Genomic DNA, 20,451 nt, shown 5'->3' with positions numbered 1-20,451 from the left:
ACACCGACGGGCCCGGGCAGGTGGTGCCGGTGGGACCGAGGGGATCAGGGAGCGGTGGGGACGGCGCGCTTGTGGGCGGTCACACCGTAGCGGTCCACGAGGGTGCGGGTCACCTCGTCGGGGACCGGAAGGCCCTCGAGGAAGTCGTCGATCTGATCGTAGGTCAGCCCCAGCGCCTCCTCGTCGGGCTTCTGCGGGGTGAGCGTCTCCAGGTCGGCCGTCGGCACCTTGTTCACCAGGTCCCCGGGAGCGCCGAGTTCGGCGGCGACCGCGCGCACCCGGCGCTTGGTCAGTCCGGCCAGCGGCACGAGGTCGACCCCGCCGTCGCCGTACTTGGTGAAGAAGCCGGTGACCGCCTCGGCCGCGTGGTCGGTGCCGACCACCAGGCCGCGCGCGGCGCCCGCGATCGCGTACTGGGCGATCATCCGCTGGCGGGCCTTGACGTTGCCGACCACGAAGTCCTCCGCGAAGGCGTGCTCGTGGGTCACGCCGGCCTCGGTGAGGGAGGCGGCCATGGCGTCCGTGGCCGGTCGCACGTCCACGGTCAGACACTGGTCGGGGGCACCGAACTCCACGGCGCGGGCGGCGTCCGCCTCGTCCGCCTGCGTCCCGTAGGGCAGGCGCACGGCCACGTACTCGGCCTCGTGGCCGGACTCGCGGGCCCGGTCGACGGCCAGTCGGCACAGGCGCCCGGCGGTGAGCGAGTCCACGCCACCGCTGATCCCCAGGACCAGCGCGCGGGACCCGTTCGTGGTGAGTCTCTCCGTGAGGAAGGCCACTCTGCGCTCGATCTCGGCGTGGACGTCGAAGTGCTCGGGGACTTCGAGTTCGCGGATGATCTCGCGGCGCTGCTCGCTCAGCTCGGTCTCGGTCACGTGCGCTCCCTGGATGTGGTGCGTGGTCCACCGATTATCACCCTTGCCGGGGAGCGCTTCACCACGTCGGTCAGCGGTCCGCGCGCAGGCGGCGGGCGAACCGCTCGTAGTCCACCACGACGCCGTCGCCGTCCACGGACAACGAGTACTCGCCGTGCAGGGGGTCGCGGTAGGTGTAGCGCTCCAGACCGTCCTCGGCCGGGTGCCGGGTGTAGCGCTGGCGGACACGGCGGACCCGCAGGCAGGGGATGTCGATCCACGCGACCGCGATGTCCCGGTGTTCTCCGGGACGCAGCCCGAGACGGCGGATGGGGAGCGTGTTGGTGAGCGGGGTGGCGGCGACGTCGGCGTCCAGGCAGCCCACCAGCTCGGGGAGGGGGCGGCCGTCCGCGTCGGTCCAGTGGCCGTCCTGGGCCCGGAGTGTGACCGACCTCGGCCCGGAGGTCGAGAGCACCTCGGCGCGGACCTCGCGGGTCGTCCAGGCCAGGTCCGTGCGGACGGTGAAGCGCGTGAAGAAGCGCTCCGCCCCCTCCACCACGGTCTCCCCGGCCTCCAGCCGGTGGCCGTCGGGCTCGGGCAGGACCGTGCCGAGTCCCAACCCCTGGGGGACGTCGGTGCGGGTCCACGCGGCCGGGTGTTCCGTCAGTGACGACATGTCACCGTTCTACCGTTCTGGACGGTGCGGCGCCAGAGCGCGAGCGTGCCCGTGCCGAACGTGACACGGGCACGGAAGCCGTTCGTTACGGGGCCCGTGGTTCACTGCGGTCGAACCACGGGCCCCGGCGGACGGACGTCAGGCGACGGGCTGGGGCTCCTCGTCCCTGCCGCCGGCCCTGACCTCGTCCTGCACGCGGTCGAAGTCCGCCTCCATCTGCGGGCTGACCCGGCCGAGGCCGTTGAAGGCGAAGATGCACAGCACGCTCAGGGCGATGGCCGGCACCATGGCGTACAGACCGACGCCGAGGAAGGCCTCGTCGACGAAGTCCCAGACGATGGCGGTGGTCGCGCCCGCGACCATGCCGGCCAGGGCGCCCGCCCAGGTCATCCTGCGCCAGAAGACGGCGAAGAGCAGGACCGGGCCGAAGCCCGCCCCGAAGCCCGCCCAGGCGTAGCCGACCAGACCCATGACGGACTGGTCTCCGTAGAGGGCGACCAGGGCGGCGACCACGGCCACGACCACGACGGCCAGACGGCTGAGCCACATGAGCAGCTTGGGACTGGCGTCCTTGTTGATGTAGGCGCGGTAGACGTCCTCGGTGATGGCGGAGGAGGCCACCAGGAGCTGGGAGTCCGCGGTGCTCATGACCGCCGCGAGGATGGCGGCGAGGAGGAAGCCCGCGACCCACGGGTTCATCAGGGCGTCGATCAGGCGGGGGAAGACCTGTTCGGGGTCGTCCAGGGGGGTCTCGAAGTAGGCGATACCGACGAAGCCGACGAGCAGCGCCAGCCCCATGGCGGTGACCGCCCAGGACACGCTGATGGCCGCTGCCTTGGGGATGTCCCGGAGGGAGCGGATGCCCATGTAGCGGGAGAGGATGTGCGGCTGGCCGAAGTAGCCGAAGCCCCACGCCAGACCGGACACGATGACCACCCAGCCCAGCGTCTCGGCGGACACCCAGGCGCCGTCGGCGAGGGAGGAGCCGCCGAAGGCCGACATGAGGTTGTCGCCCCGGGCGTTGACTCCGTCGACGACCTCGCCGAGGCCGCCCAGGAAGCTGATCGCGACCACGGGCACGATGAGCAGGGCCAGCCACATCATCATGGCCTGCACGACGTCGGTGACCGAGACGGCGAGGTAGCCGCCGATGACGGTGTAGGCGACCACGATGCCGAGCCCGATGAGCACGGCCAGCACCGGGTTGAGCCCGAAGACCTGGTCGAACAGCGACATCATCGCCGTCATGCCGGAGGCGACGTAGAAGAAGTAGAAGACGATGATCAGGACCGCCGAGACCCCGCGCAGGAGACGGGTGCGGTCGTTGAACCGGTTCTCCAGGAAGGAGGAGAGGGTGAGCGAGTCGGACTCGCCGCCGTTCCGGGCGTCGGTGACGCGTTCGGTGTACACCCGCAGACGCGGTGCGAGCAGGATCCAGCTGCCGAGGAAGCCGGAGGCCAGACCGACCGCGATCCAGGCCTCACCGAGGCCGGACATGTAGATGGCCCCGGGCAGGCCCATCAGGAGCCAACCGCTGAAGTCGCTGGCGTTCGCGCTCAGGGCGGTGACCAGACTGCCCAGTTTGCGGCCGCCCAGGACGAAGTCGGACTGTGACTGCGTGCGGCTGTAGAAGTACACAGCCATCGCGACCATGAGGCCGAGATAGATCACGAAGGTCACGATCGGTCCGACCAAGGAGTCGGGATTCAACCGTCTCCTCCTTTCCCAGAAGAACGGCGACAGTGGGCCGCTAAGCGTTGTTTGCGAAGAACAGGCCGATCATCACGGTTGGTAGCCCAGACCACAATGCCCTGTGTGCGAAACAACACCCGGTCGAGACCTGGTCGAGTTCTTGACCAGGCAGAATTGTTCGCCTGGCCATTTCCGGTAAGCCCCGTTTGTCTGATCGGACATACGCACACCGCGTGGCCGCACGGTCGTCCCACATGGCGGGACACCGCTCGGCGCACGGGAACCCGGGATCCCCCCGAGCCCCGGGGAACTCAGCCGAGCAGCTCCCGCAACCGGCGCTCCACCCCGGCCAGGTGCGCGCCCAGGGCCAGCCGCGCCGCCTCGGGGTCGCGCGCCCGCACCGCGCGGACGATCCGGCGGTGCTCCCCGTCGCTGGCCGCCAGCGCCGCCTCCGTCAGCGGCGCCACGTCCATCAGCTGGTTGATCCGCATCCGGGTGTCCGTGACCGCGGCGACCGTCCGTTCCGATCCGGTCAGCTGGGCCAGGGTGATGTGGAAGACGGTGTCGCAGCGCCGGTAGTCGGCGGGTCCGGCGTCGGCGGCCACGCCCACCCGCCGGTCCAGGAGGTCGTGCTGGTCCGTGGTGAGGCCGGTCTCGGCCAGCCGGACCACGGCGCCCGTCTCCAGGGTGCGCCGGAAGGCGAGCAGGTCGTCCAGCGCGGTGCCGGCCGCGCCGAGGCCGCGCCGCGCCTCGTCCGGGGTGGGCCTCGGAGGCGGCACCGCGACGAAGGTCCCGCCACCGCGTCCGCGCCGGGACTCGACGTGCCCCCGCCGCCGGAGGAGCTGGATCGCCTCGCGCAGGGTGACACGGCTGACGCCGAGGCGGGCGGAGAGGTCGCGCTCGGCCGGGAAGCGGCCGCCCTCCGGGACGACGCCGAGTCTGATGGCGCACAGCAGGCGCTCGACGGTGACCTCCAGGTCGTTGTCGGCCCGGACGCGACGGAAGACCGCTTCGGCAGCGGGATCGCAGGAGGGGATCACTCGGCCAGCTTAGGGCGCGTTCGGCACTCTCACCCGGAAAAGGCCGATCATCACCTTATCGGCCTGCCCGTATCCGTCTGGGAGGAACGGATCATACGAACACAGTGATTCCGTGGAGGAAAGGAAACACGGATTCCAGGAATGGCGGGCCCTTGAGACACACGAACGGCCCGGGGCGCGCGCCCGCCCCGGGCCGTGGGGAGGGGAGACACTCGTGTTCTCCCAGGAAGGACCTAGTCCCAGTCCAGGCCGCCACCCGTCTGGTACTCGATCACTCGGGTCTCGAAGAAGTTCTTCTCCTTCTGGAGGTCCATCATCTCCGACATCCACGGGAACGGGTTCTCGGTCTCACCGAAGATGGGGGCGAGGCCGATCTGCTCGGCGCGGCGGTCGGTGATGAAGTGCATGTACTTCTCGCACAGCTCGGAGTTGAGGCCCAGCACGCCGCGCGGCATGGTCTCGCGGCCGTAGGCCACCTCCAGCTCGCAGGCGTCCGTGAGCATCTGCCGGACCTCGGCCTGGAACTCCTCGGTCCACAGGTGCGGGTTCTCGATCTTGATCTGGTTGATCACGTCGATGCCGAAGTTCAGGTGGATCGACTCGTCGCGCAGGATGTACTGGTACTGCTCCGCGATGCCGACCATCTTGTTGCGGCGGCCCAGCGAGAGGATCTGCGCGAAGCCGGTGTAGAACCACATGCCCTCGAAGATCACGTAGAACGCGACCAGGTCACGCAGGAAGGCCTGGTCGGACTCGGGCGTTCCGGTGCGGAACTCCGGGTTCTCCAGGTTCTGGGTGTACTTGAGCGCCCAGGCGTCCTTCGCGGTGATCGAGGGGACCTCGCGGTACATGTTGAAGAGCTCGCCCTCGTCCAGGCCGAGGCTCTCGCAGATGTACTGGAAGGTGTGCGTGTGCACCGCCTCCTCGAAGGCCTGGCGCAGCAGGTACTGGCGGCACTCCGGGTTGGTGAGCTGACGGTACACGGCCAGGACGATGTTGTTGGCCACCAGGGACTCCGCCGTGGCGAAGAAGCCGAGGTTGCGCTTGAGCATCAGGCGCTCGTCCTCGGTGAGCCCGTCCTTGGACTTCCACAGCGCGATGTCGGCCTGCATCGCCACCTCGGTGGGCATCCAGTGGTTGTTGCACCCGGAAAGGTACTTCTCCCACGCCCACGTGTACTTGAGGGGCAGCAGCTGGTTGACGTCGGCGCGGGCGTTGATCATCGACTTGTCGTCGACGTTGACGCGCTCGGCGTCGCGCTCGATCTCGCCGAGGCCGCTGGTGGCCGCTGCGCTGTTCTCGGAAACCGCGGTCATGCTCGAACTTGTCCGTTCTCCGGTCGGGCCGGGGTCGTCTGCGGGGAGTGGAGGGGAGCCACGAGGGAGGCGGGGGCGCCCGCGGATGTCGCGGGCGCCCCGGGACACCTCGTTACTGGCAGGCCTCGCACTCGGGGTCCTCGATGCTGCACGCCTGGCCGTCGACGATCTCGAACTCGTCCTCGGGCTCGGGCGCCACCGGCTCGGCCACCGGAGCCGGGCTCACGGCGGGGCTGGGAGCCGGGGCCGCCACGGGGGCGGCCGGGGTGGAGGCGACCGCGTTGAGGCGGCCGTCCGTGCCCTTGAGCGTGCTCTTCTCCACGTGGGTGGCGCTCTGCGAACGCAGGTAGTAGGTGGTCTTGAGACCGGAGCGCCAGGCGCGACGGTACAGGGCGTCCAGCTTCTTCCCGCTGGGGGCGCCCATGTACAGGTTGAGCGACTGGGCCTGGTCGATCCACTTCTGACGGCGCGAACCGGCGTCCACCAGCCAGTTGGGGTCGACCTCGAACGCCGTGGCGTACAGGGCCTTGAGGTCGTCCGGCACGCGGTCGATGTCACCGAGGCTGCCGTCGTGCATCTTCAGCGCCGACACCATGTCCTCGTCCCAGAGACCGCGCTCCTTGAGGTCGCGGACCAGGTAGTCGTTGACGACGGTGAAGTCGCCGGACATGTTCGACTTGACGAACAGGTTCCGGTAGACCGGCTCGATCGACTGGCTGACGCCGGTGATGTTGGCGATGGTCGCGGTGGGCGCGATCGCCATGACGTTGGAGTTGCGCATCCCGGTGGACTTCACGCGCTCACGCAGGGAGTCCCAGTCCAGGGTCTCGCCGCGGTCCATGTCGAGGTCGCCGCCACGGGAGTCCGCGAGCAGGCGCAGGGAGTCGATGGGCAGGACGCCCTGGCTCCACAGCGAGCCCTCGAAGCTCTCGTACGCGCCGCGCTCCTTGGCCAGCTCCATGGACGCCTCGATGGCGTAGTAGCTGATCAGCTCCATGCTCTCGTCCGCGAAGGTGACCGCGCCCTCGGAGGCGAACGGCGTGCGGATCTTGAACAGGGCGTCCTGGAAGCCCATGAGGCCCAGGCCGACCGGGCGGTGGCGCATGTTCGCGCGGCGCGCCTCGGGGATCGTGTAGAAGTTCACGTCGATGACGTTGTCGAGCATGCGCACGGCGGTGCGGACGGTGCGGCGCAGGCGCTCGACGTCGATGCCGTTCGGGCCGACGTGCTGCGGCAGGTTCACCGAGCCGAGGTTGCAGACCGCGACCTCGTCCTTGCTGGTGTTCAGCGTGATCTCGGTGCACAGGTTGGAGGAGTGCACCACGCCGTTGTGCTGCTGCGGCGAACGCAGGTTCGACGGGTCCTTGAAGGTGATCCACGGGTGGCCGGTCTCGAACAGCATGGTGAGCATGCGGCGCCACAGGTCCACGGCGGGCATCTTCTTGGAGACCTTGATGCGCCCGGCCTCGGCCTCGGCCTCGTACTTCTCGTAGGCCTCGACGAAGTCCGTGCCGTACTTGTCGTGCAGGTCGGGGACCTCGTCCGGGGAGAACAGGGTCCAGGTGCCCTGCTCCTCCACGCGCTTCATGAACAGGTCCGGAACCCAGTTCGCGGTGTTCATGTCGTGCGTGCGGCGGCGCTCGTCACCGGTGTTCTTGCGGAGGTCGAGGAACTCCTCGATGTCGATGTGCCAGGTCTCCAGGTAGGCGCAGACCGCGCCCTTGCGCTTGCCGCCCTGGTTGACCGCCACCGCGGTGTCGTTGGCGATCTTCAGGAACGGGACGACGCCCTGGCTCTTGCCGTTGGTGCCCTTGATGTGGGAGCCGAGGCCGCGGACCGGGGTCCAGTCGTTGCCCAGGCCGCCCGAGTACTTGGACAGCATCGCGTTGTTGCTGATGCCGTGGAAGATGTCGTGCAGGTCGTCGCCGACCGTGGTGAGGAAGCAGGAGGACAGCTGCGCGCGGACCGTGCCCGAGTTGAACAGGGTGGGCGTGGAGGCCATGAAGTCGAACGAGCTCAGCAGCTCGTAGAACTCGATGGCGCGGGCCTCGCGGTCGTCCTCGTTGAGCGCCAGGCCCATCGCGACGCGCATGAAGAACGCCTGCGGGAGCTCGTAGCGGACCTCGTCGCTGTGCAGGAAGTAGCGGTCGTACAGGGTCTGGAGACCGAGGAAGGTGAACTGCTCGTCGCGGTCGGCGTGCAGGGCCTTGCCCAGGCGCTCCAGGTCGAACTGGGCCAGGGCCGGGTCGAGCTGACCGAGGTCGATGCCGCGACCGACGTAGGCGGCCAGGTAGGTGGCGTAGCGGTCGTCCATGTCGGACTGACCGGCGGTCTCGGGGGCGCCGCTGACGAAGCTGAGGGCCTCGGTGCGGAGCTTGTCGAGCAGCAGGCGGGCGGCCACGTACGAGTAGTTCGGGTCGACCTCCACGTAGCTGCGGGCGGCCATGACCAGGGCGAGCTCGACCTCGGAGTCCGCGATACCGGGGTAGAAGCCCCGACGCGCCTCGGTGAGGACCTTGGCCGCCGAAACACCGGTGAGCCGCGCACAGGCCTCGGTAACGACGTGCTCGATCCGGTCGACGGCGGCGGGGGCGCCACCGCCGTTGGTCGGCGCGGGCCGAACGGATGCGGGCACGGCCTCGACGTCAAGGGTCATACAGCGGCTCCAACCTCGGTAAAGAAGAGTCCCGGCGGGGAACGGGGTTCACGAGTAGCAGACGCGCGGCTCGCACCGGCGGCCCACCGCACCGGATGCGGATGGACCCGCGACCGGCGGGTCGCGGCGACTCCCCTCGAAGCCCCTTCGTCTGCGTGTCGGTGGCGGGTCCGGGGACCCGCGGGTGACCTACTCGTCCTCCGCGCCCGAAGCCGATCGGGCCTCGTCGCGCGTGGCGGTCGTCGTTCCCGTCTGCTTCACCAGGGCGGGAACCCCGGTGAACCACCAACGGGTCCCGATACTACATCTAGGGGGCGCCACCTTGGAACACCCCAAGATGATGGCGTGTCGCGGATTTCTCGGATTCTTCGACGAATGTCGAACACACGCCTGGAGCGTGGTATGAGTGCCCCACGGGCGCCCTGTGAGAGGGCGTCTCCGGCCGGGCTCGCGGGCCTTCGTGGGGGGTCGGACCCAGCCTAGGACGTCGGCGGGGCGGACGTGTCCGCCCGACTCCCGGAGATCGGCCACAGGGCCGTACGGCACCCCGGAAAAGGGATCGCGCGACGCCGGGTTGACGACCGAACCTGGCGTACCTGGTGGGCGTGGCTGCGGGAAACGGACCCTGGGCGTCCGGATGCGGCCGATCACGCCCCCGGCCCGCGCCGGATCGGGGCGCGTCAGAAAGCTCACTTCCCGGGGGTGTCGGCGGCCCGTCGGCGCGCCGGGTGCCCGGCTGGGCGCGCGCGGGGCTCGACCCGCGCCGCCCGGGTCAGAAGTCCAGGAGCAGGTCCAGGTCGTCCTCGGCCAGGCCGAGGTCGGTCCGGATCCGGAACCGGATGCGCAGGAGCTCGTCGAACAGGTCCCGGGCGTAGGCGGACAGGTTCCGGTTCGAGAACCAGCGGGCGCCCGAGGTGGCCCAGCGCTCCGCGCCCTCCAGGTCGTCGTGGGCGTAGAGGACCTCGGCCACGTGGATGTGCGTCTGGAGCCCCGGCTGACCCCCGCTCTCCAGCCGCTTCAGGTGCTCGTAGGCGAGACCGCGCTCGTCCAGCTGGAGCAGTGCCCCGGCGCTCAGGGCGTGCGCGTCGACCACGGTGGGTCCGCCGTCGTCCATGGCGCGCTGGTAGGCGGCGCAGGCCCGCTCGAACTCCTGGGCGATCTCCCACTGCTCCCCGGCGCGCACGAACAGCTCCGCCCGGGTCACCTCGCTTCCGGCGTCGACCCGGTTGGCCAGGTCGAGCAGCTGGGCGGCGATCCGGCCGTGCTCACCCGACCGGACGGCGTGGAACTCCAACCGGTCGAGATCTGCCGTCGTCACCTGGGTCAACCGCATCGCCCCCATCCCCTACTCGCACTCGCGCGCGCCGGTCAGGGCCTGGCACGCTCCAGTGCCTGCCAGAACCCCTGGCGCAGTCCGTCACGGACCTCGTCGCGCAACAGGTGGTCGATCGGGAGTGAGGACCCCTGAAGCAGCCTCGCCTCGAGGTCGGAGGGCATCCTCGGCCTACGGGCCAGGACCGCCTCCACCCACAGGGCGGGCGCCTCACGTGCGATCGACTCCGCGAAGTCGTTCCCTTCCTTGTGCGCGACATGCACCGCGTCATCAACGGTATGCGCGCCGGAGCCCGTCTGTTGGGTATATCCAGGACTAGGGTTGGATTCCTGGTATCCAGGAGTGCCGAACCGGGTGTCGTACTCGGGACCAGTAGGTCGCCGTTCCCCGAAACCGGGGGCGGCGCCACCGCGACGTGCGGTGTCAGTTGCCGTACTGGTCCCATAGGTAGGGTTTGCGTCCGCCCCACCTCCGAAGCCTGGATCCTCACCGGGTCCGAACCTCAGGTCCGGGCCGGGCGGGGGTGAGTTTCTCTGCGGTGGCCCCTGCTGGAGGTCCGCGAACGAGGCCTGGGGGCCGGTTCCCGCGTCGAAGGACCGCTGCGGCCCCGTCCCGTTGAAGGACGGCTGGGGCCCGGTCCCGTTCGTGAAGGCGGGCTGAGCGCCGGGCAGCGTGTGCCCCTGCGGGTGCCCCGGTCTGCCCTGGAGTCCGTACCCGCCCTGCTCGGCCCCGCGCATGGACTGGTGTCCGCCGGTCCCGGAGGGCGGGTATCCGCCCTGGCCGTTGGCACCGTGTCCGTTCTGCGCCGCGTGGGCGCTGGGGCCGGGGTGCGCCCCGGTGGCACCGGGGTAGGAGCCGTTGCCGTTCACTCCGGGCGGGGCCTGCCCGCCGGACGGGAAGCCGTTCGCGTCGATGGCGCCGGAGGAGGCGCCCTCCGCACCGGGTCCGGCCAGGTGGTCGACGCCGCGCTGTTGCGCTATCGATCGGCGCATCGCACGCAGCTGGTCCATGGCGCTGCCCTGGGGCACGGGTTGTCCGCCGGTGCCCGCGAACATCGCTTCGAGGCCGCCGGTGGAGGCGTTGACCGGGTCGACCCGGCCGGATCCGCTCTGGGCCGACGCGGGCTGACGCGGCTGCGGGGCCTCGGGCTGGCGCGGGGCCTCGGGGGCCGACCGGCCGCGCCCGTTGGCGAAGGGGGTGGTCGTCTTGGCGGCGGTCTCCTGTGTGGAGCCGCCACCGGAGAGGAGGTTCACGTGGGGACGCAGGTGCCCGGCGCCGATCTCGATGAGGTCGTCGCTCTCCCGGCGCAGGGCGCGGGAGATGGTCCAGTTGCCCTCCACGGAGATGTGCACGACGGTGACGCGCACGCCCATGTCCTGGACGTCGGCGACCACGGGCGCCATGTCCTCGTCGCCGCTGACCAGGACCGCGTCGGAAAGGACACCGGTGCGGGCCAGGGTGGTGAGGTCGCGTTGGACGTAGCTCTCCACGCCCTCGCGCCGTCCCGGCCGTATCCGGGCGGCCCGGAACTTGATGCCGGGGATGTCCGCGATGCTGTCCTGTTCCTGGGCCCGCCGGTCGTCGGCGATCGCCTCGTACCAGTAGCACCGCAGGAGAGGCAGTCCCGTCCGGTCCCGGGCCACCTCGTTGAGGAACTGGACGAGACCGGAGTAGTCCCAGGCGACGGAGTCCCGGTTACGGGTTCCGTGCACGGCCATCGCACCGTCGGCGAGAAGGTATCCCGCGTCGACGAACAACGCGCAACGGTCCACGTGACACCGCCCCCTTCCCTGTCGATCTCTGGGGCCATATCCATGACCGGGGCACAGCCTAGCCAAGTCTGTCTCGTTTTGCGTGCCATCGACGAATACTGAACGTTACTAAGCTGCTACGCACCGGAGGCCCCTCGGGGTCGGGCACCGTCCACCGGAAGCCCCACCAGGCCCGGAAGGGCCACGGAAGGGGCATCCCGGCCACGGGCCTCAGGTGCGCATCGGCGCGGTGAGGGCGACGACGCCCACCACCACGGCGTCCTGACCGGACGGGATTCGGATATCCGATTCGCGCCCGAGTACCGCGTCGAATCGAACGACATCGGTCCCGAACGTCATCGGATCACCCACCGCCCCGCGCGCGGAGCTCACGAACGCGTTGTCGACGCTTCCGTGTCCGTCGGAGGGCGCGACCGGGACCCCGCCCACCATGACGCGGTCACCGGCGAGGTCGGCGTCGCCCTCCCAGGCCACCACGTCGAACCGGGCCCGGACCGAATCCGGCAGCAGACCGGACACCGGGAAGCGCGCCCCGGCCGGGTCCTGGAAGACCGCCGTGGTCTCGTCCAGCACCATCGCCTGGTGGTAGCCCTCCACCGACGGGTCGTCCAGGACCACCACGAGGCTCCACCCGGCGTGGACGCCCCTGCCCTCCAAAGCCGGGACGTCGCTGACCCACCACTCGCCGCCCCCGCCCGACCGGACGAGGTCGGTGACGTCCGCGAACGCCTGGTAGGCGCGGTAGCCCGGCAGGTCCGCGAACCGGGTGTCGGTGGCGGCCACGGTGGTGTAGGAGACCATGCCGGGGCCCTTCACGCGTGCGGTGGGAGCGCTCGGCTCCCCCGCCGCCGAGAAGTACAGCCCGGCCCAGCGCACCGACCCGCCCTCGGGGAGTTCCCAGGTCGCGGAGCTGGAGGAGGTGGTCGTGGGGTCCCAGTCGCGGTCGAGCGGGGCCATCACCCAGTTGTCGTTGTCGAGCCGCTCACCGGTCCGCTGACGGGCGTCCGCGCAGGCGCCGGGGGCTTCCTCCACTTCCCCCTCCGCTTCGTCCTCCTCCTCGGCGTACCCGTCCTCGGGGGGTTCGACGGCCTCCGGGGACTCGGAGGGCTCCTCCGCGCCGTCGTCACCGGGCTCGGCCTCGGGCTCGTCCCGTCCCTCCTCCTCGTCGTCGGGCTCCGCCGAGGGACCGCCGCCGAGGAGGTCGTCGATCCCCTCACCGAGACCGGGGGTGACGTCCGAGGGCGCGCGGCGCAGGTCGGCGTCGGGGAGCGCGTCCGGCGACGTGCCCGCCTCGTCCGGGAGCTCCACCGAGCCGCGGCCCGGCCAGCCCCACCACGGCCACGGCCGACCGCCCTCCGGCGGGTCGGGCTCGGTGCAGGTCAGCAGGGCGTTTCCCACCGTCTCCGTACGTACCTGCCCGGCGGTCGCGTAGCGGGCGGCGATACCGTCCGGCGTCACCCCGCGCTCACCGACCGCCTCGAATCTGACCCCGCCCGAGGAGATCACCACTCTCGCGGGCACGTCCACGTCGGCGTCGGGGGCCACACGGACGTCGATGAACTGGGTGCCGCTCTCCCCCTCCGCCATGCCGGGGCGCACGCACTCGCCGCCGCCGCTGCCCACCGAACAGCCCCAGTCACCGTTGCCCGCCGCCATGGGGACGGCGTTCCCCGCGCCGCCGGAGGAGACCATCTCCACTCCGGGGGGCAGGGTGATGGCGGCGACCACGTCGCTGGCGGTGGCCGCGCCCGTGTTGAGCACGTCGAGGACCATGATCCCGTCACCGCCCGGCACCAGGGCGCCGACCGGGTCGATACCCGCCGCGAACTCCGGCTGGGACTCCTCCGGTGCCTCGGGTTCCTCCGGAGCCGCCGGGGGCTCCTCCGGGGTGTCCGGGGGCCTCGGCGCGGGGGGCGCCGGGGCCGGGGCCGGGGCGGCCGGAACGTCGGCGGGCACCGAGGGGACGGGAACCGGTTCGGGTGCGGGTTCGGGCTCCGGCGCGGCCGGGTCCGGATCGTCCGCGGGGGGGTCGGCGGGGGGCGCGGGGGCCCCGGCCGCCGGGGGATCCTCCTGGGGCGCGGCCACCGGAGGGGGATCGGTGGGCACGGGAGCCTCTCCCCCCACCAGGGCGAGCGCGACCGCGACGGCCACACCGGCGGCAGCGGCGGCCCCGGCGGAGACCTGCTGCTGGCGCCGGGACATCCGGTTCCACCAGGCTCCGGTCGCGACACCGCCCGGGGTCACGGTGAGGTAGCCCGTCGCGCCGAAGCCGACGACCAGAGGCAGCACGATCCCGCGCAGGCCGACGTTGACGTCCATGAGCTCCGCGTACACCTCGCGGCAGTCCCCGCAGTCGTCCATGTGCCGGTCGACCTTGGTGGTGTCGCGCTTGGACAGCCCGCCGCGCACGTAGGCGCCGAGCAGACCCAACGTGGGACGGCAGGCCTCCGCCGCTCCCCCGCCCGCCAGGTGCATCTGGAGGTAGGCCTGGCGCAGCCCCTCGCGCGCGCGGTAGGCCAGGGCGGCCACACCGTTGGCGTTCATCCCGAGGATGGTGGCCGCCTCCGCGGGCTTGACCCCCTCGATCTCCGTGTGCCAGAGCACGGACTGCCAGCGTTCGGGCAGGGAGAGGAAGGCGCGGGCGATCAGGGAGCGTTCGAGGCCCTCCAACGCCGGGTCGACGAAGGGTTCACCGGAGTCGTAGCTCTCCATGTCGTCGGTGACGACCTGGCGTCTGTCCCCCCGGCCCCGGTCGTAGGCGGCGTTGCGGACCGCGGTGAGCAGGTAGGGGCGGAAGGCGTCGCTGGGGCCGCCACCGCGCTGGATGACGCTGAGCACCTTGGTGAACGCCTCGGCCACCGCGTCCTCGACCTCGGCCTCGCCGCGCAGCAGCTGGCGGGCCAGCCCCCGGGCGGCCCCGGCATGGCGCTCGTAGAGGGTGCCGTAGGCGGCGTTGTCACCGGCCTTCACCCGCTCGATGATCTCCGCGTCACCGATGAGTGTCTCTGTGTGCTCTCCGTCGGCGTCGGCCACCCAGCGCCCTTTCCCTCGTGGTCCCGTATCCCCCCGCCGGCGAGCCAGAACCGGGGTGTCGGGAGGCAGGGTCGCGGCGTCGGAGGATCACGTACTCGAAAAAATATCTCGTATCCGCGTCATAGCCGCTACCGATCTCCGTGATTGGGGTGAGGGCGAACGAGGAGGACCCACCGCGGGGGCGCGGGTCCACCTCCGTTCACCTGGCCGAACGACGACCGGGAGCGATCATGGGCGAAACCGAAGTGGGAGCCGGAGCGCGGGGCAGTGTGGTGCGCCGCGCCCGGGAACTGCGGGCGCCGTGGGGGCGCCGGAGCGGGGAGCGGGGGTGGATCCCGTCCGAGGACTGGTGGACGCCCTCCGTGGACGCCGTCTGCGAGGCGTACACCACCGGGACGGACCTGACCGAACCCTGCACCCGGCTCGGGGAGGCCCGGGCCCGTTCGGGGGTGGAGGTCGGCCGGGCACTCGCCGACCTCGACGCCTTCGGGGAGGTCGTGGGCTGGGAGCACGTCCCGCTCGCCCTGGTCCGCGCGCTGGCCGAGGGCTGGGTCGAGGGGGGCCGGGGCCGGGACACCTGCCAGGACCCGCTCACCGGCCTGGCCAACGAGGCGTACCTGCGTACCCGCGTCCGTGAGCTGTACCGGAGCGCGGAGGAGACCGTCCCGGCCGCGTTCGACCACCACCTGGTGGTGGTGGCGCTGGATCCCACCCTCGACCCGTGGCGGCGCGCGGCGCGGCTGATCGTGCTCGGACACGAGCTGAACCGCTTCTTCACCCGAGGGGAGTCGGTGTGCCTGGCCAGCCGGGCGCGGATCGCGGTGGTCGCCCGGGACGAGCCCGCGCTCAGGACCGAGATCGACGAGCTGCGCTCGGGGATCGGCTGGGAGCACGGCGCCGCCGTCTGGTCGGTGCCGCTGCCCGCGACCCACCGCGAGGCTTCCGCCCTGCTCGACGGGCTGGGGAGGCCGCCCCGCGAGGAATGACCCACGAACGCCGCTGCGGACCGCCCTTCCAGAGGGGAGAGGGTTCGGTCCGGAGCGGCGGGGCCGACCCCGCGCATGTCTGAGGGGGTGTGCGCGGAGCGGTCGGCCCCCGTCCGACGGGCCCGGGCCCTCTGGCCCCGCGAGAGGGGCGGCCCATGAGGCCGTCGGACGGACGAAGGCGCCGCCTGGCGGCGCCCGGGGGCGCGCTCACACAGGGGAGGTGGGCGCGCCTCCCGTCATGTCACCCGACCCTGACCGGCTCCGGCCGGTGGAGAGCGCGTATGGGAACGGCTTCCGGCGAGAAAACGGAAATGACTCCGGCGGTCGGTGTGCTCACAGAATGTCGCGAAGAAAGGACGCGAAGCGATGCCGTGATCACCATCGGTCATGCCGGGAGAAAGGATTCCGGGAAACGCGCGGGCCCCTGATAACTTCCAGGAATGTTCTCACGGTTTTCCGGCTTTTTTGTCGGTGCTTTCTTCGGGCTGGTGTTCGTGCTGGTCAACAGCGGTCCGCCGCTTTCTTCGGCGGTCGCTTTCACGGTGCGTTCACTGGCCGTGGGGGTGGCCGTGGCGATCGTCGTCCTGGCGCTGCTGGCCATGCGGAAAGGCACCCCCGGGGAGGGTGAGGGCGCTCGGGGGCCACGTTTCGGGGCGTTCTTCGGTGTGGTCACGATGATCGAGGTCGCACTGATCATCGGGGGCGCGATGACCATCGGCCGGCTCGACGGGGTCCCGGACCAGGCCGGTGTGGCCTGGGTGGCCCTCGTCGTCGGCCTGCACTTCCTCCCCCTGGCCTGGCACTGGAAGCAGCGGGAGCTGCTCGTCGTGGCCGGGTACGCCACCGCGCTGGGCGCGATCGGCCTGGTCATGGCGCTGACCGGGCACCCCGGCTGGGTGCCCCTGGTCAGCGGTGTCGTCACCGGCGCGGGCATGCTGCTCGGCAGCCTCGGCGGCGTGGTCCTGGTGGCGCGGAGCCCCCGGTAGCGGAACGACCCTAGAGACCGAAGTACGGCAGGCACGGTTCCAACCCCTCGACCTCGACCGGGACCGTGCGGTGCCGCTCCCAGCCCTCCCGGGTCAGCCGGTACCTGGTCTCCCGCACCCGCTCGCCCCGGATCGCCACCAGGTCGGTCCCGTCCGGGCGGTACCCGAGCCTCCGGGCCACGCCGTGCGAGGCGGCCGTGGCCTCCAGGACCCCCGAGACCGCCGCCTCCGCGCCCAGCTCCGCGAAGGCCAGGTGCAGCACGGCGGCCCGCATCTCCGTGCCGATCCCCCGTCCCTGGTACCGCCGGGTGAGCCACGAGCCCGTGGTCACCTGGCGGGCCACACCGAAGTCCCGCGCCGTCAGGTCCTGGACCCCGATCACGGTGCCCTCGTAGGCGACGACCGCGTTGAACGTCCACCTCTCCGGGGTCCACGCCGCCATGGTGGCCCAGTTGTGCTGGACGACCGCCCGTGCCACGCGGTCGGGCGGCTGGTCCGTCCACGGGACCGAGAAGGGCATCCGCTCCGGGTCGTGGACACCCGCGACGGCGGCGTCGGCCAGCTGGGAGAGGTCCTCGTCGGAGGGCATCCGCAGCTGGAGTCGGGGCGTGTTCAGCCGGATCCCCGCCGGGGGGAAGTGGTCCGCGATCATGCGCCGATTCTGTGGGAGCGCGCCGGGGTTGTCACCCGGTTTCAGCTGACCAGGTCCGCGACGAGCTCGGCCAGATCCCGGGAGGGCCGTCCCCCCGCCTCACGGACCGTCCAGCCGCGCATCCCGGCCAGGTGCGCCGGGTGCGCGTACGCGGAGTCGGTGAGCAGGTAGCCGCACGGCGCGTCCGGCCAGTCCGGGACGGTGGGCAGGCGCTCCGTCCGGTAGGCGGCGGGTTCGTTCGCGCGGGCCGGCACCTCGATCATCTGGTTGCGTGCGAGGTCGGCGCGGGTCGGGCTGCCGGGCTGGGGCAGGGGCGCGTCCACCAGCACGTAGCCGAGGACGGGTCGGTGCGCGGAGCGCTGGGCCGCTCCGACCGCGCCGAGCAGGGGGCCGCTGTCCCCCTCCGCGACCAGCACGACCGGGGTGCGGTCACCGACGAGTCGGCTGATCTCCAGGCTGGCGCGCGCGACGTAGCGGGCCGCGTGGGGGGCGGTGCCGTCATCCACGATCTCGGGGAACACCGGTGCGGGGAGGGCGTCCGCGACGCCCGGGAGCGAGAAGCGGGCTCCGAGGGTGGGGGGCAGGAGGACGGTGATCACGCGCGGGTCTCGTCCCGCACCCAGGCCAGGTACGACGGGTTCCCGCCGGTCACGGGCACCGCGACGATCTCCGGGACGTCGTAGGGGTGCGCCTCGACCAGGTGGGCGACCAGGTCGTCCAGGCGGTCCGCCGCGGTCTTGATCACGACCCTCCACTCCTGGTCGGCCTGGACCTCCCCCTCCCAGCGGTAGAAGCTGGAGAGGGGTCCGCTCACCTGCGCGCAGGCGGCCAGCCGGTGCGCCACCACGGAACGGGCCACCTCCTCGGCACCCTCGCGGCTGTCCACGGTGGTCTCCACCCGGACGGTTCCGGTGTGCTCCTGCATGGTCGTCCCTCCAGGGCGGGGCGGCCCTGGTCCGCGCGGCCCCACCCGGTGTCCTAGGCTCACTGGTCATGAGCGAACGTGATGAACTCCTGCGTCAGATCAACGATAAGGCGGTCGTGCGCGGGAAGGTGACCCTGTCCTCCGGCAAGGAGGCCGACTACTACGTCGACCTGCGCCGGATCACCCTGGACGGGGAGGCCGCGCCGCTGGTCGGCTCGGTCCTGTTGGACACCGTCGAGGACCTGGAGTTCGACGCGGTGGGCGGTCTGACCCTGGGCGCCGACCCGGTGGCCACCGCGATGCTGCACGCCGCGCACGCGCGGGGCCGCAGGCTGGACGCCTTCGTGGTGCGCAAGGCGGGCAAGGCCCACGGTCTCCAGCGGCGGATCGAGGGCCCGGACGTGCGGGGGCGCCGTGTCCTGGCGCTGGAGGACACCTCCACCACCGGCGGTTCGGTGATGACCGCCGTGGAGGCGCTGCGCGAGGCGGGTGCCGAGGTCGTGGCGGTCGCACTGATCGTCGACCGTGGCGCGCGCGGAAGGCTGGAGGAGGAGGGTCTGGAGTACCGGCCCGTCTTCGAGGTCTCCGACCTGGACGTGTGACCTAGGGCTTGAGGGTGAAGGTGTGCCCCGGCGCGCGGTCGGAGACGTCGCGCGGGGCGCCGTTCACGTGGACCTCGACGGCGGTCGGGTCACCGATGGTGACCTCCAGGCCCTCGTCGTTGTCCGGGTAGGTCACGGAGCTGCCCTGGGCGAGCTCCTGGTCCAGGAGCACGTCCCCGCCGGGGACGCGGACGAACACGTCGCTGGACTCGCCCACCACACGGATGTGGAGGACGCCCATGTCGGCGGGGTCCACACTCTCGGCCGCCGCCTCGGACGCGTTGACGCTGACGCCTTCGCCGTCCGGGAGGGACTGGTACAGGAAGTACCCGCCGAGGGCCACCAGGGCGACCAAGAGCACGACGGCCCCGACGATGGCCATCACCTGGCCAACGCCCCGCGGATCATTCCTATGCCTTCCCACGGCGACGAATGTAGCGCGTATCACGACAAAAAGCGACAGCGGCCACCGGGAACTCGTGGTCCGTGCTGCCTCCGTGAGAAATCAGCACGGAATCGTCGGCCACTTCCGGGTCCCCTCACCGGGCCTTCCCGCCCTCCCCCGTAAGCTGCGAGTACGTCGTCGATCCGGAGCATTTTGGTCTAGACCTTTCCAACGGCTCCGGCTATTCGGGATACTTGGACGACACCCGGTGGACGCTTCCGGACGCACGGCCCACGGGCCGTCCTCCGACGGTCCGGATTCCACCGCCGGGGAAACGCACGTGGGGTGCCGTCGGTACGCGAGGGAATCGCGTCGGCGGCCGCTCGCTCCAGGCCGAACCAGGGAGAGTCAAGCCATGCCCATCGCCAGCCCCGAGGTCTACACCGAGATGCTGAGCCGCGCGAAGTCCGAGGGCTTCGCCTACCCGGCGATCAACGTGACCTCCAGCCAGACGCTGCACGCCGCCCTGCGCGGTTTCGCAGAGGCCGAAAGCGACGGCATCGTCCAGGTCTCCACCGGTGGCGCGGAGTTCCTCTCCGGCGCGTCGGTGAAGGACATGGTCACCGGCTCGGTCGCCTTCGCGGAGTTCGCCCGCGTGGTCGCCGCCAAGTACCCGGTGAACATCGCCCTGCACACCGACCACTGCCCGAAGAACAAGCTCGACGGCTTCGTCCGCCCGCTGCTGGAGATCTCCAAGGAGCGCGTGGCCAAGGGCCAGGAGCCGCTGTTCCAGTCGCACATGTGGGACGGCTCCGCGGTCGAGCTGGAGGAGAACCTCCAGATCGCGGACGAGCTGCTCGCCGCCTCGAAGGCCGCCCGGACCATCCTGGAGATCGAGGTGGGCGTCGTCGGCGGTGAGGAGGACGGCATCGTCGGCGAGATCAACGAGAAGCTGTACACGACCCCGGCGGACGCCCTGCGTACCGCCGAGGTGCTCGGCCTGGGCGAGAAGGGCTACTACATGACGGCCCTGACCTTCGGCAACGTGCACGGCTCGTACAAGCCCGGCTTCGTGAAGCTGCGTCCGGAGGTCCTCAAGGCCGCCCAGGAGGCCGTCGCCGCCAAGTACGGCAAGGCCAAGGCCTTCGACTTCGTCTTCCACGGCGGCTCCGGCTCCACCTTGGAGGACATCCACGAGGCGATCGGCTACGGCGTCGTGAAGATGAACATCGACACCGACACCCAGTACGCCTACACGCGTCCGGTCGTCGACCACATCATGCGCAACTACGAGGGCGTCCTGAAGGTCGACGGCGAGATCGGCGACAAGAAGGCCTACGACCCCCGCGCCTACGGAAAGGTCGCCGAGGCCGGGATGGCCGCCCGCGTGGTCGAGGGCGCCCAGCACCTGAAGTCCGCCGGGAACAAGATGAAGTAGGGCTCCCGGCCCCGAACGGCGCCCGGCGGCCGAGGCCGCCGGGCACCGTCGTCCCTGCGTGGTGACGGACACCCCCGGTCCCCCCGGAACCGCGGTGGCCCGGTG

Annotated in this window: 17 protein-coding genes; 4 read left to right on the top strand and 13 right to left on the bottom strand. The window is 71.1% G+C overall.

Features of this window, described 5'->3' with window-relative positions:
* Window positions 1-44 precede the first annotated feature (44 nt).
* From nadE to ACFW3L_RS03330, 9 genes are all read right to left on the bottom strand, one after another.
* A complete protein-coding gene (gene nadE, locus ACFW3L_RS03370; protein WP_378735844.1) occupies window positions 45-875 on the bottom strand; it encodes an ammonia-dependent NAD(+) synthetase in 831 nt (276 codons plus the stop codon).
* Window positions 876-945: 70 nt separating this feature from the next.
* Window positions 946-1,530 (bottom strand): putative glycolipid-binding domain-containing protein, encoded by a 585-nt coding sequence (locus ACFW3L_RS03365; RefSeq protein ID WP_352388191.1) that lies wholly within the window; start codon window positions 1,528-1,530, stop codon window positions 946-948.
* 138 nt (window positions 1,531-1,668) lie between these two features.
* Window positions 1,669-3,240, bottom strand: a complete 1,572-nt coding sequence (putP, locus tag ACFW3L_RS03360; protein WP_378735841.1) for a sodium/proline symporter PutP — start codon at window positions 3,238-3,240, stop codon at window positions 1,669-1,671.
* A gap of 293 nt (window positions 3,241-3,533) precedes the next feature.
* Window positions 3,534-4,262, bottom strand: a complete 729-nt coding sequence (locus ACFW3L_RS03355) for a FadR/GntR family transcriptional regulator (protein WP_378735839.1) — start codon at window positions 4,260-4,262, stop codon at window positions 3,534-3,536.
* A 233-nt stretch (window positions 4,263-4,495) separates the two neighbouring features.
* Window positions 4,496-5,578 (bottom strand): ribonucleotide-diphosphate reductase subunit beta, encoded by a 1,083-nt coding sequence (locus ACFW3L_RS03350; protein ID WP_378735837.1) that lies wholly within the window; start codon window positions 5,576-5,578, stop codon window positions 4,496-4,498.
* Window positions 5,579-5,690: 112 nt separating this feature from the next.
* Complete coding sequence (locus tag ACFW3L_RS03345; RefSeq protein WP_378735835.1) at window positions 5,691-8,234, bottom strand: ribonucleoside-diphosphate reductase subunit alpha; 2,544 nt, start codon at window positions 8,232-8,234, stop codon at window positions 5,691-5,693.
* A gap of 772 nt (window positions 8,235-9,006) precedes the next feature.
* Window positions 9,007-9,576: a hypothetical protein gene (locus ACFW3L_RS03340; protein WP_378735833.1), complete on the bottom strand. Its 570-nt coding sequence runs from the start codon at window positions 9,574-9,576 to the stop codon at window positions 9,007-9,009.
* Window positions 9,577-9,602: 26 nt separating this feature from the next.
* On the bottom strand, window positions 9,603-11,339 hold the full coding sequence (locus ACFW3L_RS03335) for an NYN domain-containing protein (protein ID WP_378735831.1): 1,737 nt from the start codon (window positions 11,337-11,339) through the stop codon (window positions 9,603-9,605).
* Window positions 11,340-11,549: 210 nt separating this feature from the next.
* Window positions 11,550-14,372 (bottom strand): sigma-70 family RNA polymerase sigma factor, encoded by a 2,823-nt coding sequence (locus ACFW3L_RS03330; RefSeq protein ID WP_378735829.1) that lies wholly within the window; start codon window positions 14,370-14,372, stop codon window positions 11,550-11,552.
* A 230-nt stretch (window positions 14,373-14,602) separates the two neighbouring features.
* On the opposite strand from ACFW3L_RS03330, the gene ACFW3L_RS03325 reads away from it, so the two are divergent.
* Together ACFW3L_RS03325 and ACFW3L_RS03320 are read left to right on the top strand one after the other, a co-directional pair.
* Window positions 14,603-15,358 (top strand): hypothetical protein, encoded by a 756-nt coding sequence (locus ACFW3L_RS03325; RefSeq protein ID WP_378735827.1) that lies wholly within the window; start codon window positions 14,603-14,605, stop codon window positions 15,356-15,358.
* Window positions 15,359-15,798: 440 nt separating this feature from the next.
* A complete protein-coding gene (locus ACFW3L_RS03320; RefSeq protein WP_378735825.1) occupies window positions 15,799-16,344 on the top strand; it encodes a hypothetical protein in 546 nt (181 codons plus the stop codon).
* Between the two features lie 10 nt (window positions 16,345-16,354).
* Here ACFW3L_RS03320 and ACFW3L_RS03315 read toward each other — a convergent pair whose 3' ends face one another.
* The 3 genes from ACFW3L_RS03315 to cutA are packed head-to-tail and all read right to left on the bottom strand — an operon-like array spanning window position 16,355 to window position 17,921.
* Window positions 16,355-16,996 carry a GNAT family N-acetyltransferase gene (locus tag ACFW3L_RS03315; RefSeq protein WP_378735823.1) on the bottom strand — a complete coding sequence of 214 codons (642 nt, stop codon included), beginning with the start codon at window positions 16,994-16,996 and terminating at the stop codon, window positions 16,355-16,357.
* A gap of 41 nt (window positions 16,997-17,037) precedes the next feature.
* On the bottom strand, window positions 17,038-17,595 hold the full coding sequence (locus tag ACFW3L_RS03310; RefSeq protein WP_378735821.1) for a hypothetical protein: 558 nt from the start codon (window positions 17,593-17,595) through the stop codon (window positions 17,038-17,040).
* On the bottom strand, window positions 17,592-17,921 hold the full coding sequence (gene cutA / locus ACFW3L_RS03305; protein ID WP_378735820.1) for a divalent-cation tolerance protein CutA: 330 nt from the start codon (window positions 17,919-17,921) through the stop codon (window positions 17,592-17,594). The genes ACFW3L_RS03310 and cutA overlap by 4 nt, the downstream gene beginning before the upstream one ends.
* Window positions 17,922-17,989: 68 nt before the next feature.
* Here cutA and pyrE point away from each other — a divergent pair, with 68 nt between their 5' ends.
* Window positions 17,990-18,523: an orotate phosphoribosyltransferase gene (pyrE, locus tag ACFW3L_RS03300; RefSeq protein WP_378735818.1), complete on the top strand. Its 534-nt coding sequence runs from the start codon at window positions 17,990-17,992 to the stop codon at window positions 18,521-18,523.
* Window position 18,524: 1 nt separating this feature from the next.
* Here the strand turns inward: pyrE and ACFW3L_RS03295 are convergent, their stop codons facing one another.
* The gene (locus tag ACFW3L_RS03295; protein ID WP_378735816.1) at window positions 18,525-18,905 is read right to left on the bottom strand and encodes a RodZ domain-containing protein; all 381 of its coding nucleotides are present in this window, start codon (window positions 18,903-18,905) and stop codon (window positions 18,525-18,527) included.
* Window positions 18,906-19,323: 418 nt separating this feature from the next.
* On the opposite strand from ACFW3L_RS03295, the gene fbaA reads away from it, so the two are divergent.
* Entirely contained in the window at window positions 19,324-20,346 is a 1,023-nt protein-coding gene (fbaA, locus tag ACFW3L_RS03290; RefSeq protein WP_378735814.1) for a class II fructose-bisphosphate aldolase, read from the top strand.
* Window positions 20,347-20,451: the final 105 nt, after the last annotated feature.

It is taken from the genome of Nocardiopsis sp. NPDC058789 (genome assembly GCF_042745575.1).
Classification (GTDB): domain Bacteria; phylum Actinomycetota; class Actinomycetes; order Streptosporangiales; family Streptosporangiaceae; genus Nocardiopsis; species Nocardiopsis eucommiae.
This window is presented reverse-complemented; position numbering and strand designations above follow the sequence as displayed.

Excerpts from the sequence above, each read along its gene's own strand:
- ACFW3L_RS03295 (WP_378735816.1), bottom strand. The coding sequence starts at position 18,905 with ATGGCCATCGTCGGGGCCGTCGTGCTCTTGGTCGCCCTGGTGGCCCTC.
- ACFW3L_RS03340 (WP_378735833.1), bottom strand. The coding sequence starts at position 9,576 with ATGGGGGCGATGCGGTTGACCCAGGTGACGACGGCAGATCTCGACCGG.
- pyrE (WP_378735818.1), top strand. The coding sequence starts at position 17,990 with ATGAGCGAACGTGATGAACTCCTGCGTCAGATCAACGATAAGGCGGTC.
- cutA (WP_378735820.1), bottom strand. The coding sequence starts at position 17,921 with ATGCAGGAGCACACCGGAACCGTCCGGGTGGAGACCACCGTGGACAGC.
- ACFW3L_RS03365 (WP_352388191.1), bottom strand. The coding sequence starts at position 1,530 with ATGTCGTCACTGACGGAACACCCGGCCGCGTGGACCCGCACCGACGTC.
- fbaA (WP_378735814.1), top strand. The coding sequence starts at position 19,324 with ATGCCCATCGCCAGCCCCGAGGTCTACACCGAGATGCTGAGCCGCGCG.
- ACFW3L_RS03315 (WP_378735823.1), bottom strand. The coding sequence starts at position 16,996 with ATGATCGCGGACCACTTCCCCCCGGCGGGGATCCGGCTGAACACGCCC.
- ACFW3L_RS03320 (WP_378735825.1), top strand. The coding sequence starts at position 15,799 with ATGTTCTCACGGTTTTCCGGCTTTTTTGTCGGTGCTTTCTTCGGGCTG.
- ACFW3L_RS03350 (WP_378735837.1), bottom strand. The coding sequence starts at position 5,578 with ATGACCGCGGTTTCCGAGAACAGCGCAGCGGCCACCAGCGGCCTCGGC.
- ACFW3L_RS03325 (WP_378735827.1), top strand. The coding sequence starts at position 14,603 with ATGGGCGAAACCGAAGTGGGAGCCGGAGCGCGGGGCAGTGTGGTGCGC.
- ACFW3L_RS03345 (WP_378735835.1), bottom strand. The coding sequence starts at position 8,234 with ATGACCCTTGACGTCGAGGCCGTGCCCGCATCCGTTCGGCCCGCGCCG.